General features: G+C 58.0%; 14 protein-coding genes and 1 pseudogene. 6 read left to right on the forward strand and 9 right to left on the reverse strand.

What is annotated here, in order from left to right; translation table 11 throughout:
- On the reverse strand, positions 1-188 hold a 188-nt coding region (locus E1H13_RS24680), incomplete at its 3' end, for an alpha/beta fold hydrolase (RefSeq protein WP_169617631.1).
- Between the two features lie 67 nt (positions 189-255).
- Between E1H13_RS24680 and E1H13_RS24685 the strand changes: the two genes are divergently transcribed.
- Together E1H13_RS24685 and E1H13_RS24690 are read left to right on the forward strand one after the other, a co-directional pair.
- Entirely contained in the window at positions 256-447 is a 192-nt protein-coding gene (locus E1H13_RS24685; RefSeq protein WP_240966840.1) for a hypothetical protein, read from the forward strand.
- Between the two features lie 32 nt (positions 448-479).
- A complete protein-coding gene (locus E1H13_RS24690; protein WP_169617632.1) occupies positions 480-1,298 on the forward strand; it encodes an ABC transporter ATP-binding protein in 819 nt (272 codons plus the stop codon).
- Between the two features lie 2 nt (positions 1,299-1,300).
- On the opposite strand, the gene E1H13_RS24695 is transcribed toward E1H13_RS24690, so the two are convergent.
- From E1H13_RS24695 to E1H13_RS24720, 6 genes are all read right to left on the reverse strand, one after another.
- Positions 1,301-2,869 (reverse strand): Gldg family protein, encoded by a 1,569-nt coding sequence (locus tag E1H13_RS24695; protein ID WP_169617633.1) that lies wholly within the window; start codon positions 2,867-2,869, stop codon positions 1,301-1,303.
- Positions 2,870-3,069: 200 nt separating this feature from the next.
- Positions 3,070-3,882, reverse strand: coding sequence for an ABC transporter permease (locus E1H13_RS24700; RefSeq protein WP_169617634.1), 813 nt, complete (start codon positions 3,880-3,882; stop codon positions 3,070-3,072).
- 345 nt (positions 3,883-4,227) lie between these two features.
- The gene (locus E1H13_RS24705; protein ID WP_169617635.1) at positions 4,228-5,247 is read right to left on the reverse strand and encodes an ABC transporter ATP-binding protein; all 1,020 of its coding nucleotides are present in this window, start codon (positions 5,245-5,247) and stop codon (positions 4,228-4,230) included.
- Positions 5,248-5,424: 177 nt separating this feature from the next.
- On the reverse strand, positions 5,425-6,453 hold the full coding sequence (gene ccsB / locus E1H13_RS24710; RefSeq protein ID WP_169617636.1) for a c-type cytochrome biogenesis protein CcsB: 1,029 nt from the start codon (positions 6,451-6,453) through the stop codon (positions 5,425-5,427).
- Between the two features lie 125 nt (positions 6,454-6,578).
- Positions 6,579-8,360, reverse strand: a complete 1,782-nt coding sequence (locus tag E1H13_RS24715) for a DUF3352 domain-containing protein (RefSeq protein ID WP_206071013.1) — start codon at positions 8,358-8,360, stop codon at positions 6,579-6,581.
- Between the two features lie 315 nt (positions 8,361-8,675).
- Positions 8,676-9,182 (reverse strand): hypothetical protein, encoded by a 507-nt coding sequence (locus tag E1H13_RS24720; protein ID WP_169617638.1) that lies wholly within the window; start codon positions 9,180-9,182, stop codon positions 8,676-8,678.
- Positions 9,183-9,692: 510 nt separating this feature from the next.
- On the opposite strand from E1H13_RS24720, the gene E1H13_RS24725 reads away from it, so the two are divergent.
- Both E1H13_RS24725 and E1H13_RS28155 read left to right on the forward strand, forming a co-directional pair.
- A complete protein-coding gene (locus tag E1H13_RS24725; RefSeq protein ID WP_169617639.1) occupies positions 9,693-11,351 on the forward strand; it encodes an FAD-binding domain-containing protein in 1,659 nt (552 codons plus the stop codon).
- 3 nt (positions 11,352-11,354) lie between these two features.
- Positions 11,355-11,435: pseudogene (locus tag E1H13_RS28155) on the forward strand (Uma2 family endonuclease); the annotation flags it as partial.
- Between the two features lie 32 nt (positions 11,436-11,467).
- Here the strand turns inward: E1H13_RS28155 and E1H13_RS24730 are convergent.
- Together E1H13_RS24730 and E1H13_RS24735 are read right to left on the reverse strand one after the other, a co-directional pair.
- Positions 11,468-11,866 carry a cupin domain-containing protein gene (locus tag E1H13_RS24730; RefSeq protein ID WP_206071015.1) on the reverse strand — a complete coding sequence of 133 codons (399 nt, stop codon included), beginning with the start codon at positions 11,864-11,866 and terminating at the stop codon, positions 11,468-11,470.
- 164 nt (positions 11,867-12,030) lie between these two features.
- The gene (locus E1H13_RS24735; protein ID WP_206071017.1) at positions 12,031-12,351 is read right to left on the reverse strand and encodes a cupin domain-containing protein; all 321 of its coding nucleotides are present in this window, start codon (positions 12,349-12,351) and stop codon (positions 12,031-12,033) included.
- Between the two features lie 271 nt (positions 12,352-12,622).
- Here E1H13_RS24735 and E1H13_RS27030 point away from each other — a divergent pair, with 271 nt between their 5' ends.
- Together E1H13_RS27030 and E1H13_RS24745 are read left to right on the forward strand one after the other, a co-directional pair.
- Entirely contained in the window at positions 12,623-12,850 is a 228-nt protein-coding gene (locus tag E1H13_RS27030; protein WP_206071019.1) for a hypothetical protein, read from the forward strand.
- Positions 12,851-12,894: 44 nt separating this feature from the next.
- Complete coding sequence (locus tag E1H13_RS24745; protein WP_169617642.1) at positions 12,895-14,712, forward strand: NACHT domain-containing protein; 1,818 nt, start codon at positions 12,895-12,897, stop codon at positions 14,710-14,712.
- Positions 14,713-14,753: the final 41 nt, after the last annotated feature.

Below are 14,753 nucleotides of genomic sequence, written 5' to 3' on the forward strand. Positions count from 1 at the left end.
CGCCCGTGGCCCCGCAGGTCTGGAGCCACCACATGGTAACCCTGCTGGGCCAGACCATAGGCCACCCCATCCCAGGCGGCACCATGCTCCAAAATGCCATGGAGACAAAGCACTAGGGGGCCATCCTCGGGTCCCCAGTGGCAAAGGCAATGCCGCCGTCCCCGTAGGGTAACCCAGGTTTCGGTCATAGCCGCCAGGGGAAGGTAGTCGGCGGGTAGGGAGGTGGGGGAGTGGGGGAGATAGGGGAGTGGGGGAGTGGGGGAGATAGGGGAGATAGGGGAGATAGGGGAGATAGGGGAGATAGGGGAGATAGGGGAGATAGGGGAGATAGGGGAGATAGGGGAGATAGGGGAGATAGGGGAGATAGGGGAGGGTTTCTTTTTGGCTAAACGTTTAAAAGTGTTAAAAGTGTCGAAAGTTACACCGCCAGGTTCACCAGGCGATTAGCGTCTAAATACGTACCTCACGCCTGCCCTGCTATGGTTGAAGCCCGCGCGATCGCCCATTCCACCACCAACAGCTCTCCCACCTTAGAGTTTCGGGACATTAGCCTCACGTACCAAAGTAAGGGCGCATCGCTGACTGTCATCGACCACATTTCCTTCAAGGTGGCCCAGGGGGAGTTTGTCTCCCTGGTGGGGCCTAGCGGCTGTGGTAAAACCACCCTGCTACGGATGGTATCTGGCCTCAACCCGGCGGAAGAGGGGGGCGTTTACTTCCGGGGACAGCCGATTAAAGGACCGCTGAAAAATATTGGCATCGCCTTCCAAAATCCAGTGCTGCTGCCCTGGCGCAACACCATCAACAATGTGCTGCTGCCGCTAGAGGTGGTACAGCCCCACAAACGCAAGTTTCGCCAAAACCGGGCCAAGTACCTGGAATCCGCCGAACAACTGCTGGCCACGGTGGGGCTGAGCAATTTTCATACCCACTATCCTTGGCAGTTGTCGGGGGGCATGCGACAGCGGGCTTCCCTGTGTCGGGCGCTGATTCATCAGCCCGAAATCTTGCTGCTAGACGAACCCTTTGCCGCCCTGGATGCCTTCACCCGCGAGGAAATGTGGAGCCTGTTGCAGGACCTGTGGCAGCGGACGGGGTGTACTGCCTTGCTGGTGACCCACGACCTGCGGGAGGCCCTGTTCCTGTCCGATACGATCTATGTGCTTGGCCCCCGCCCCAGCACCATTGTCTATGAGCTGTCGGTTACCTTGTCCCGACCCCGCACCTTAGACATGTGCTTTACCGACGAGTTTCACCATATGTACACCGAACTGCGCAGCCATATTCAGCGGGGGTAGGGTTACCGTCGCCGGAGCCACATCAAAATTGCCAGGCCAAAGCCCACCACAGGCAACACTAAAAGGGCAAATATGCCTAGGCCAATCTGCTGCTGTACGGTCATCACAATCCGGCGGTTGGTCACCTGTCGGGGACGGATAGACAGGGCGGCGTCGGTTTGCTGCCCCAGCCAGCTGGCCGAATTGAGGAATACATCGCCGTTCAGTTGTTGGTTAAACAGACCATCGGTGGCAAAGCTGGCGTTGCCAATCACCACCAGCCGCGATTCTGGGGGGGGGGCGTCTTCGGCGGCGGCTTCGGCCCCTGCCACCGGACGGCTGAGGGCAACCCCCAGGGTATAGGGACCAGAGGCGGGGGCATTCTCGTCAAACTGCAACTCACCTGCTTCTGAGATCGATTCTGCCCGACTTTGGGGATTGCTCTGCAACAGGGGCGTGGCTGTCACCCCAGGCACCTCCTCCACATTCACCGGTCGCACCAGGGGAAAGAAGGAGCGCCCACTGCGAAAGTCGCGGGTGATCGGGTGATCGCCATAGTCGGTGACAATGGGTGCAGCCGGACCTAGTCCCACCAGTTGCCCAGCCCCAGAGGTATCCAGCACAATCCGTTCATCCAAGGTGACCCCCCACTCATCCAGCAACCGGTCGAGGTTAGGACTGGTGCGGGGGTCGATCAGCAGCATCAGGCTCCCCCCCTGGTCGAGATAGGTGGCTAGGGCCTCGACTTCGGCATCAAAAAAGCTGGCGGCGGGACCGGCCACAATCACCAAGCTGGCATCGGCGGGGACTTCCCCATCGGTCTCAGTTAAGTCCAGGGGTTCTACCACGGCCCCTTGGTCTGCTAAGGCAAGGGCAGCCTGCTCAAAACCCGCCTCACTACCATCAATGGCAAATTCTTGATGCCCTTGGGTGAAGTAGACGGTCAGGGCGCGATCGCTAATCACCTGATCTAGGGCATTGGTCAGGGTGCGTTCCGATAGCCGGTCTTCGGGGCTAACCGACTGCAAATACTGACGACTGTCACCGCTTTCCAAAAACACCATGCCGGTTTGGCTAGCCCCAAAGTCTTGGGCTTGGCGGGGGTCATCATAAGGGTTGACATAGTCGAAGGAGAACTGGGAACCCGCTCGGCGGTAGCTTTCCAATAACTGCCGATCTTGGGGATTCGGCACTGGATCAAAGACGACCACCCGAGCCGGTTGCTCAAGATTGCGCACCACCTGCTGGGACTGGGGCGCCAGGGTGAAAATCTGATTCTCGGTGACATCAATCCGGCTGGAAAACCGCACCGCCAGCAGATTGATCAACCCCAAAATCACCAGCACCGCTACCACAGACACAATCGCATTGGTACCGGCTTCTGTGGATCGCTGGGACCAAAACCGATGGCGTCCGTAGTCGCTAAACCCGAGCCCGACGAGCAGTAGCCCCAGGCCACCAATCAAAAGCCCCAGGGGCAATGGCGTCCACCCGGCCACAGCCCCGGCCACCAACCCCGCCGTTAGCAAGGCTAATCCGGGTAGGGCCAGGAATTTAACGTATTTTTGATAGGTTCCCAAGGATTTGAGCATAGCTAGGGGGTCCTAAGGGCAGAAGGCAGAAGGCAGAAGGCAGAAGGCAGAAGGCAGAAGGCAGAAGGCAGAAGGCAGAAAAGGCAGAGGGCAGAGGGGGGGAGAGTTTTGGTGGTGTGGGGAAGGTAGAAAGTGGCTGACGGCGAGATCTGCTGGGGTGAGCATTTGGGGAAGCAACCCACTGAGAGGCTGGCGTTTACCTACGATCGCTGGAAACGGAGGGTTTCTACAGACTGAGCCGTGAGATAAAGGCCTAACCCAATAAATGACAAAAACAGCACCAGGCTGCTGGTGTCAAAAATGCCTTCAGTGAAGTCAGAGAAATGCCGCAGCAACGATAGGTAGCCTAGGGCCTGCCCCAGAACGCCGGGCAATCCTTGGGCGATCGCATCGACCAGCCACAGCAGCAGAATCAAGGCAAAGGTCATAATCGCCGCCAGTACGGTACTTTCGGTCAGAGATGAGATAAACATGCCCAGGGCCAAAATGCTGGCTGACAACAGCACCAACCCCAGGTGAGACAACCAAAACACCCCTGACCCGGCGGGGGGGTCTGCCGCCCCCAGGGCGACAGCCTGGCAGATCATCAGCGGCAAAATCATGGCGATGTAAAAGCTGACTACCGCCAACAGCTTGCCTAAGGCCACCGCCCAGTTGGTAATCGGTGACGTGGCCAGAAGCTCTAGGGTACCCTGCTTGCGTTCGTCGGCGTAAAGCCCCATCGACAGCATGGGCAACACAAACATCGACAACGATCCCAGCAAGCCAATGTAGGCTTTGTTGAACTCGTAGGCCACATCAAAGGCGGGGGGGGCAGGCAGCCCCATCTGAATCGACTGGTCGGCCATGGCCGCCTGGGCAATAATGCCCTGGGGACCTAGCAACACGGCGGTCAGCAAAAAGCCCCCCAGCAGCCAAAAGACACCGGCAATCAGATACGCCAGGGGGGAGGCGAAGTAGCTTTGTAGCTCTCGCTGATAGATGGCTAGGATGTTTTTCAGGATGATGGTCATGGGAGTGGGGGAGTGGGGGAGTGGGGGAGTGGGGGAGTGGGGGAGGTGGGGTGGATGGGAATGTGGGGAAGGTGGGGTGGATGGGAATGTGGGGGGACGGGAATGTGGGGAAGGTTTTGGATTTTGGATTTTGGGTTTTGGATTTTGGGATCCCCTCCTGGGAGGGGTAGGGGTGGATTGAATTTTGGATTCTTCCGTTTTCGTTTTTCCGTTTTCGTTTTTCGTTTTTCATCTGCGGCCCTGGGTGTCCGCCTTGGCGATGGAAGGGGGATGGGGAAATTTTTAATTTTTAATTTTTAATTTTGGATTTTGAACTTTGAACTTTGAATTACTTGAGAAAGGGGGCTATAGGGCTTCTTGGGCGGCGGTGTCTTCTTCTTTAGGTACAGCTTCTTTAGGTACAGCTGGCTTGGCTGGGGGCGGGGGTTCGCTGGTGGTTAGGTTTAAGAACACGTCTTCCATGGTGGCTTGCTGACGGTGTAGCTCATGCAGTTCTAGGCCGGCGTTGACAATGGCGGCGGCGATCGCGCTGCCTAAGGCCCGATCGGCGTCACTGCTGATCCGTAGACGATGGTGATGGTCATGCAGGGATTCTCGATCGAGCACGGTAACCTGGCGCACCTCGGGCAGTTCCCGGAGCACAGCCTGGGCGGCGGTCACGTCACCCTTGATTTCCACTTCGAAGGCCGATTCTCCGGCCAGGCGGGTGGTCAAGTTGGCGGGGGTGTCAGTGGCGACCACCTGGCCCCGGTTGATGATAGTGACGCGATCGCAGGTCATGCTCACCTCCGGCAAAATATGGGTGGAGAGAATGATCGTATGGCTACCCGCCAAACTTTTGATCAGCTGCCGCACTTCGTTGATTTGCCGGGGGTCTAGCCCAACCGTCGGTTCATCCAAAATAATCACAGGCGGGTCATGGATAATCGCCTGGGCAATGCCCACCCGCTGCCGGTAGCCCTTCGATAGCTTGCGAATCAAGACGTTGCGCTTATCCAGCAGGCCGCAGTGTTGCATGGAAATTTGCACCCGCTCAGGCCTGTCGCCGGGGGCAAGGCCCTTGATCTGGCCGACAAAACTTAAAAACCCCTCCACCGTCATATCGGGGTAAAGGGGGGGAGACTCGGGCAGGTAGCCAATCCGCTGGCGCACCGCCATGGAATCTTTGTGGACGTCGTAACCAGCAATCCGAGCAGTCCCTTCGGAGGCGGGCAGGTACCCAGACAAAATCCGCATGGTGGTGGTTTTACCAGCCCCATTCGGCCCCAAAAAACCCAGAATTTCTCCTGGCTGGGCTTCGAAGGTGACATCTTGAATGGCGGCGGTCGACCCGTAGGTTTTACTCAGGTGCTCAACTTCAATCATGGACGCTTGCTCACCAGGGTACGGCTAATGATTGTACTGCTGACTACATACAGTAGCGGTACTTACTCTAATCAGCATTGACCCAATTGAGAAGGGGGTATGAGACAGTTATGGAAATTAAATCGAGTTAGGGAAACCTGTGTGGACTATATTTTTCGAATATATTTTCCAAGCTGCCTAGAAGAACCAACCGTAGCTGTGTAGGCCTTTACCCAAAATGTTCACACCCAAATAGCAGACCCACACCACCACAAAGCCAGTGGCGGCCAACAGGGCCGGACGACGCCCCTGCCAGCCTTTGGTAATCCGGGCGTGCAGGTAGGCGGCAAACACTAACCAGGTAATTAGCGCCCAAGTCTCTTTGGGGTCCCAACTCCAGTAAGACCCCCAGGCTTCGTTGGCCCACACCGCCCCGGCAATGATGCCAATGGTCAGCAGCGGAAAGCCCAGGCCAATCATCCGGTAGCTAATGTTGTCCAGGGTGTCGGCCAGGGTCAGACGCTGGGGCGATAGGGTGATCGTCGTCGCCTCGGTCACAGGGGGCTTTTGCAGCACGGCGGTGCCTCCCCCAGAGGCGATCGCTGCCTCGCGTCCACTGGCCACATCCGTTTCTTCAGCCATTTCTGCAACCGGGGTGCCATGGCGCTTCAGCTTCACATTGCGAAACCCGCCAGTCCCCACTGAACTGCCTTTTAGCTCTACCGCCTGGCCCCGGGTAACTAGCAAAAAGGCGATCGCCAACAACGCCCCCACCAGTAGGGTGGCATAGCTAAGTAGCATCACACTGACATGCATCATCAGCCAATTGGACTTAAGGGCAGGCACCAGCGGTTCTGCCCCCTGCATGGTGTCGGGCAGCGATAGGGCGGCAAAGGCGGTGATGCCCATGGCCACTGGGGCCGTAACCGTGCCCACCAGGGGACTGCGGCTCATGGTTTCAGCCACCAGGTGCATGGCGGTAATGCCCCAGGCCAGGGCAAACAGCGACTCGTAGAGATTGCTCATAGGGAAGTAGCCTGCCTCCACCCAGCGCGCCAGCAGCAGGGCCGCAATCACCAAGTTACCCATGGCCATGCCAGCGCGGCCCAGGGTAGATAGCGATCGCACCTGGGAAAAGGCCACGCCGCACCAGTAGAGCAACATGGTGACAAACAACACCGCAAAAGACGCATTATCTAGCCAACCCTGGAGGGCGATCAAATCCATAACATGCGAGGGGATAAAAGTCTGCCTCTATCCTATCGAGTTTTGCCCCCCCGACGGGAGATCCAATCACAATCCGCCAACCGCCACTTCGTTTAGCTCAATCTCATCACCGTTGAGATCGTCCGTTAATCTTCAGATTCAGCAGCCTCAGGTTCAGGTTCAACCTCCTCGGCCTCGACATCAACCGGGTCAGATTCCACCTGCGGCAGTGGACCAGGCCGATCACCCCGCTGTAGGGCCACGGTAATGTCGTAGCGCACCTGGCGATCGCCCAGCACCGCCGCCGTCACCCCAATCGCCTCGATGACCCCAGCACTGAGCAATCCATCCGTCGGCAGGGGAGGCAGCAGCAGGCTGTTTTGGGCGGCACCCAGGTTCTCCAGGTTAATAAAAAAGTGACCATTATTCGGCCGGGGGGCATTCCCGGTAGTGGCTTGGAACAGCGAATTTTCCGCCAGGGCTCGACTCGGCTGCGGGGTCACCTGTTGATCAATCCCATCCCCAAAGCTGATAAACACCACATCCCCGTCTAGCCAGCCATGGGCCAGAGTGAGCGCACCAAAAGGCGCTGTCCAGCGGGTGACGGGCACACCGCCCAGGTCGGCTGACTCCTCAGAAAACCGATAGCGAGTGGCCATGACTTGATCTAGTTGTGCCAAGCTGGCCGTTGCCGCCTCGCGATCGCTGGCCCGTACCATCAGCACCAGGGCTGGGTTTAAGCGAGATGGCTCATCCTCTATGGGGGCGGGGTCCTCCGTCTCTAGATCGGGCTCTGGCTCGGGGGTATCCATCCCGGGGGGCAGTAGGCCCAGGGCAAACTCGCCCGCCATCCAGGGGAGCCAGTCCTCGCTGACTGAAAGACCCGTGAGTGCCTGTACCCCGATGGCCAGTTCATCTGGGTTAACGGGGAGTAGCGCCGTCAGTTGCTGCCCCTCTTCCAGGTCTTGCCAAAACTGCTGAAAGTCACCCCCTGAGGCCATCACCAGGGTACTGTTGGGTAAGCGCTGGGACATTTGATCGGCTTTGTTACCCGTGGCAAAGGTCTGACCGCTACCCGGCTCTAGCCAGCTAACACTTTGCAGGTGTAGGCCCCGGTTCGTTGTGGTCAGGGTACCCACCAGCCCTCGGGGGGCCTGCAACGCTGCCAAGCGGCTGGCGGCCACAGGGGGGTCTGAAGTCCCTGCCAGAGCTTCCACGGCGGTGGGCAGATTCACATAAAAACGGGCCAAGGGACGAGAGTCCCGCAGTTGTTCGAAGGCACGACTAAATCCAGGGCGGTCCACCAGGGCATTGTTGCCTCGGTAGGCATCGATGGAGCGCTGTAACAGGGGCAACTGGGGACTGAGCAGGGCGGTCTCAGCATTCAGCACCGCCCCATAGAGGGGGGTGTCCCCTTCCCCCTCCACCTGCTGGATGTTGATGCCGCGATAGGTGCCGTCTTCCCCCTCTGCCATGGTCCCCAAGCGATCGCCCAGGGTACTTTGGGCCCGCCCTGCATCGGCAATCGGCACGACCACCACCACATTCTCTTCCAGGGCGATCGCCGGGTCAGGCAGGGTCGCTGGTAGGTCGGCGATCGGATCATCTGTGGGCAGCACCGCCAGGGTGATCTCTGGCCCCACCCAGGGTTGAATATCGGTGCCAAAGTCCAGGCCTTGGTCTGCTAACAGGCGATCGCGCCACTGGGCCAATAGCTGATCAAACTGAGCCTGGGTATCAGCTGTGCCAAACTGCCGTAATCGCCGCCATTGCCCCTCATCACTGGATAGGGCCAGCACCATGACCGCATCGTCAGGGATAGCATTGACCCCTGTAGGCAACGTCCTGCCCACAGGGGCACGGCGGGTCAAAGCCCAAAAGGCAACAGCACCGCCACCCAGAAACAGCAGTACCGCACCAACGATCATCAGTAGAGGGGGCTTACGCTTCAACACCATAGGAGCTACCGACCCAGTGGGCTATTTTGCCCTGTAACTGTAGCAAAGAACATGGGGAGTGGGGTGTCGGGAGATGGGGAGGTGGGGAGGTGGGGAGATGGGGAGATGGGGAGGTGGGGAGGTGGGGAGATGGGGAGATGGGGAGATGGGGAGATGGGGAGATGGGGAGATGGGGAGATGGGGAGATGGGTATCGGGTGTCGGGTGCTGGGGTGTCGGACCTAACACCTGAAACCTTGCACCATGAACCTTGCACCATGAACCGCCAACCGTGCACCGCCAACCGCTATCGCCGAAAGCTAAAGTCATACCCCACATATTGCTCATTTTCGTACTGCACTACCAACCAGGTGGCGGGGTCAAACTCGAGCGGGTAGGCGTCTCGTTCTGCTTGAACATTTGCCTCGGTTCTGCCCACTCCTAGCCCACAGTGGGGTTCGCCCAGGAGTTCCCGCACATCGGCTTTGGGGGTTTGCATATCTAGGTCGATCAGTTTTTTTAGCTGGTCCCGCGACAGGGTGGCGGGGCCGCGAGCCTGGGTAATGCACACCTGGGGATCGCCCCCTGGGGTGGTTCCGGGCTCTGCACCGGGATGGATCAAAAAGGCGGCCAGGGCCAGCATTGACCCGCCAGCGACCAAGACCCCTCCCCCTCCATAGCGACGACGGCGGGGTGGCTGGGGGGAATATTGCCGGGGCATGGCGGTGGGGGGAGGAACAGGGCTACCCCCAGACGGTGGGGCGGGTCGAGGCTGATAGTGGGCCGAGTAGGAGTCGCGTGGATGGTAAGCCATAGCCGTAACCTGCAACATCGAGGCTGTGAGACAAACGGTGGAATGATTCAGGCGGGATGCGATCGCCCGCAGCTGCGAAACTCTCCAGGGTGACTTTAACTAAAGCACTCACGGTTAGGACTCTGGTCACAATCACTAGGGATTTCACTTCCTGGCTTACAGCCAAAGTCTGCTAAAGCAGACTGGGGAAGCTGGCTACCAATCCGCTCAAGCAGATTTCTGGTTTGAGCCTTGGACGTCTAGTCTTTGGCTCAGCGGCTAATCCCAGGGATCACCCTCTCAGCTGCCCCACCATGACAGGGTTGGGGGGCCGTGCCCACCACTCAGCACAACGTTTTCCAGAGGTCACCTTAAAGTGCTACCAGTCTTTGGACTGACCGGTATCTAGCCCCCAGAGAGAGAATCGTATTATCAATATAGTACATATTTACTATAAAAGTTATTCCTAGGCTGATTTTTTTTGTTACGGTTTGAAAAGAAAGCCCTGTCCCCCTCGCGACTGAAAAGGCGATGAACAAGACCCTGGTTTGGTTTCGCCGTGACTTACGGGTCAGTGACCATGAGCCTCTGTATCGGGCGGCTCGTCGCGGGCTGGTGGTGCCAGTGTTTGTGTTCGACCGCGCCCTGGTGCACCATCCCGAAACTGGGGCGGCGCGGGTAGCGTTTTTGCTGGCGGCTCTGCAAGCGCTGGCGGCGGATTTAGAGGCCCTGGGGGGACGGTTGATTGTGCGATCGGGGGATCCGGTGCAGGTGCTGCCCCAACTCGTTCAAGACCTCGGGGCCGATGGTATCTATGCCCACACCGATGTAGAACGGATCTATGGAAGGGTGCGGGATGCTCGTCTCAACCAGGCCCTGGCCCAGCGGGGGATGCGCATCCGTTGGTTTGAACCGGCGGCCAGCCTGGCGGAGCTGGTGCCCTACCCCCAGTATCGGGAGCTTTGGTACCGCCAGATGGGTGCCCCCCTGGTGCCCACCCCGCCCCAGGTGCTTGTTCCCCCTGAGGTGGCCAGTGATCCCCTGCCAACCCTGACTGGCCTGGGGCACCAGGCCGATGCCAAGCCCATCCCCACCGCCAGCACTGCCGCTGCCCGGACTTTGCTGCAAGACTTTTTGACCAATAAAGCCGATCGCTACTACTGGCAACTCTCTTACCCCAGCGCCGAGGCCACCACTGGCCTCAGCCCCCATATCAAGTTTGGGGTGATTTCGGTGCGGGAATGTGTACAAATCGTGCGCCAGGCGGCCGATGGCGGGGACCAACGCATTCGCCGCAGCCACCAGCAACTGATCTCCCGGCTGCGCTGGGGTAATGGCTTTACCCAGCGGTTTCGCTACCTGCCTCAACTGGAACTGCGATCGCTCTATCGGGTGTTTGATGACGATGGCTGGGCCTTTGAATCTGACCTGTACCACGCCTGGCAGACCGGCCAAACCGGCTTCCCGATTGTGGATGCCGCCGCCCGCTGCCTGCAGGCTACCGGGGGCTACCTGGCCCTCAACTTTCGCACCCGGGCTATCTATGCCAGCTTTCTTAGCAACCTGGGGGGCATTGACTGGCGCTATGGGGCCTTGCACTTCATGCGCCACTTAATCGATGGCGACTGCCCCATTGACCATTACCAGTGGGCGATGCAGTCTGGGGTCACCCACTGTGTGGATAAAACCTGGACCCGCATCTATAACCCAGGCCAGGTGGCGGTGGATCGCTGCGACCCCGATGGCGAGTTCATTAAGCGCTGGGTGCCGGAGCTGGCTGAGGTGCCGCCAGAGCAGTTGGGCAATCCCCCCACCCTGTCGGGCTACCCCGCCCCAATCTTGAACTACAAAGCGGCCCGCCAGCGCCGGGTCAAACAGCTGGAAGCCCAGCGGAGTAAGTTCCTGAATGCCCGCAACCTGCTACCTTTTTTGGCCCCAATGCCCCAGGACCTCACCCCCTTTGGCACCGATCTCTACGGCGGTGAGGTGGCCTGGGCTGCTGCCCCAGAGCCAGAACTGTTTCCGCCGCCCCTGCCCCTGGCCGATCTGGGGCCAGAGGAGGCGAAAGCGCTACGCACCTGGTTTGTAGCCCATGTGAATGTGGTGCCAGCGAAGCCTCGCCGCCACTCCAGGGGCAAAGCCCCAGACCCGAATGTGCGCCAGCTCAGCCTGCTGGCAGATATGGAGTAGGGGTTGCTGTTGCTCAACTGTTTAGACTGGCTATGGCGCAATCGCCAGGACTACTTTGCGGCGGGTAATCTGACTATCTATCATTTCCTCTGCTGGAGTTTTTCGCAACAGATCAATCAAGTTTGCTCTAGCTGCTCAACGGGAATGGCATCAATCGGCAACTCAAAGGCGATAAATAACACACAGGGATCACCTGGCGCACAGAAGCCTTCATGGGCCAACTCTGCTGGGCCATAAATGTAGTTGCCGGGTTCAATCTCCATGAGGTCTTGCCCCGCAAAGGTCAGTTGCAGATTCCCCGATACCAAAGCCATGCGTTCGGCTGAGGTGTGATAGTGGGGAGGAAGTTCGGAATTGGGCGGTACCTTAAAGAAAATATCTGAGTTATTTTCCTCTGGATCTCCCTGAAGCACAGCCAATTCACAGCCCTCGGGGAAGAAATCGGGGCAGGCACCCCACTCCAACTGTGGATCATCCACTGGCCAAAGAATCGCATTGTCTGGTGCAACGGCCAACGCGCAAGAGCCAACAATGGCTAATGTTATGAACGACAATATAACGGTCTTTACCCATCGTTTGACAGAAAAGTGTGTTTCTAGCAATGGTCCATCCCCAAAATCATCAAACGGTTACAGAAAGCGTCAATGTGCAAGCATCAATGTGATTAACCCACAATACGTTAAGTCCACTCAAAGCCTTTATGGATGGTTACGAAGAAAAGGGTGTCTTCCAACGCGATCAACTCATGGTTTTCATCCTTTTCCATCAAGACATAATCCCCAGCTTGAGCAACTTTGCCGCTGCCAATGTCAATCTTGCCTTCAATGATATAGCTTTCCTCATCACCAAAGTGATTATGGGAGGGAACTTTCGCGCCCTGCTTCACCTTTACCAGGGCAGCTATGCCATTATTTTCATATTCTCTAATCAGACATAATTCCATCCCTTCAGAATTTTCTACTGCGTCAAATTTACGCTCGTCAACAGTTAATACTTTCATGACAGGCTCTCCCACAAGGGCAACGATTATCCTCTAACCAAAGACATGGCCAAAGGCATGGCCAAAAACATGAGACGAGTTGAACCATGCATCAGCATCGTAGATCGAGTGGACTGGGCCAGTCTTGAAAAAAATTGACCTGCCAAGCCTATTTTCGGTGCAGCGCTGCTTCACTATTGACCGTAATGGCGGCCAGGGGACTGCGGCCCAACCTATTGACGCCCAGCGGGTAACGCCGCATCTTAGAAGCAGGCTATTACCGCAGCCCACCATGCCTATTCCCCAAAGCCGCACTGAACTTTACCAATTTCTACTCCAACTCCCTGATACCCAGTTCAACCAGGTGCTGTTTCACCTCAAGCCGCCGCCAGGGAACATCTCCCCGGCCCCGGCTCCCCGAGGCCAGCGAGTACCCGAGCTGTTCACCTGGCTGGAGAGTATTGGCCCCGACCTGGAGGCCTTGAGAACCGCCCTGGAGGCAACCCTCACCCCTCCCTAGCCCCTCCGGCAGACGACCCACCGCCGGAGGGGCAATCGGGGGAGTTGCACCAAGGGGGCGATCGCAGTATTGCTGTGGGTCAGTCAGTCACCGATGCGACCGTGGTATCGGGGGACAGCAACCGCATCGACCAGTCCCACACCGTCAATAATTTCTACTACGCGGGCCTGCCAGAGGCCCAGCCCCCCACCGCCCGCACAGACCGCAACGAAACCACCCTGATCGACGCCGTGTGGACGGAGGTGGAAGATCGCCTGCGCCAATCGCTGCACAATGCCATTTTGATTCGCCTGGACCTGGCGGAGCAGCGCAGCCAGGTCAGCCGCCCCTGGGACAGCGAACTGCGTACCGCTGAGCAAACAGCCAAGCCACTGCCCCCCAATACCCCCATTGCCGAAGTGTTCGACCGCCGCGAGGTGGGTGGCAAGCTGCTGATTTTGGGCCACCCCGGCGCGGGCAAAACCACCACCATGCTGGACCTGGCCGCCACGCTGATCCAGCGGGCCAACGACGACCCCACCCAGCCGATTCCGGTGATGGTGAGCCTATCGTCGTGGCAAAATCCCTGCCAGAGCCTGACCGACTGGCTGCTGGGAGAATTGCAGGCCAAGTACGGCATTTCTAAAAAGCTGGGGCAGACCTGGCTGGCGGCGAAAACCCTGCTGCCCCTGTTCGATGGCCTGGACGAGCTGCCCCCCCAGCGGCAGGAGCCGGTGGTGGAGCAGCTCAACGCCTGGCTGCGATCGGGCGACGGGCCGCCCCGCCTGCTGGTGTGCAGTCGCCTGGAGGAATACGAACTCTACGCCGCCAAGCTGGCCCTGAATGCCGCCATTTGCCTGCACCCGCTGACGGACGCCCAGGTGCAAGCCTACCTGGCCTCGCTGGATATGGCCCCCCTGTGGGACACCCTGCACCGCGACGCCGACCTGCTGGAGCTGGTACGCACCCCGCTGCTGCTGAGCGTGTCGATTTTGGCCAACGATGCGATCGACCTGAACCAATGGCAGCGGCTGGGTACCACCCAGGAACGACTGGACTACCTGCTGGATGCCTACATCGTGCGGCGACTGCACCAGCCGGTGAAGAGTAAGGCTTATCCATCAGGAAAGGAACCGACTGGGAAGCAGACCCGCCGTTGGCTGGTGTGGCTGGCTAAGCAGCTCAAGGCCCAGTCTGAGGATGAGTTTTTGATTGAGAAAATGCAGCCAAGTATATTGGCAAACCGAAAGCAAAAAATGATTTATGGGCTGATTTATGGGCTAATTGGCGGGCTAATTGGCGGGCTGATTTTCGGGCTGATTTTCGGGCTGATTTTCGGGCTGATTTTCGGGCTGATTTTCGGGCTTGGCGGGCTGATTTTCGGGCTGATTGGCGGGCTGATTGGCGGGCTGATTGGCGGGCTGATTTTCGGGCTGATCCGCAGGAATGAGTCTATTTCCTTGGTCGAAAATTTCGATTTCTCTTTTTCGCGCTTCGTGCGAAAAAATTTCTTAAGAGAATTGCGTAATGGGCTGATTTTCGGGCTATTTTTCGGGCTGATTTTCGGACTGATCGCCGTTTTGCCATTTTTGTGGCTACGGGGAATGGGGGTGAGTGATAGGCTAACTTTCGAGCTAACTGGCGGATGGATTGTCGTGCTATTTTTCGTGCTATTTTTCGTGCTATTTTTCGGGCTTATTCATGGACTGATTAGGGGGCTGATTGGTGGGCTGAAAGCTGATATTTCTATCCGTGTAGAGCCTAACCAAGGAATTAAGTCATCCTTTAAAAACACATTAATCCTGCTGGGGTTACCTATGCTAATGTTGGCAGTATTGAGAATTGGCGGCTCTTCCGACCTAGACATGGGAAAGAGGCTCTGAGGGCGAGAAGTGGAGAGAGAAAGAAACGCTAGGAAGGGGTG

This window comes from Nodosilinea sp. P-1105 (assembly GCF_012911975.1).
GTDB lineage: Bacteria > Cyanobacteriota > Cyanobacteriia > Phormidesmidales > Phormidesmidaceae > Nodosilinea.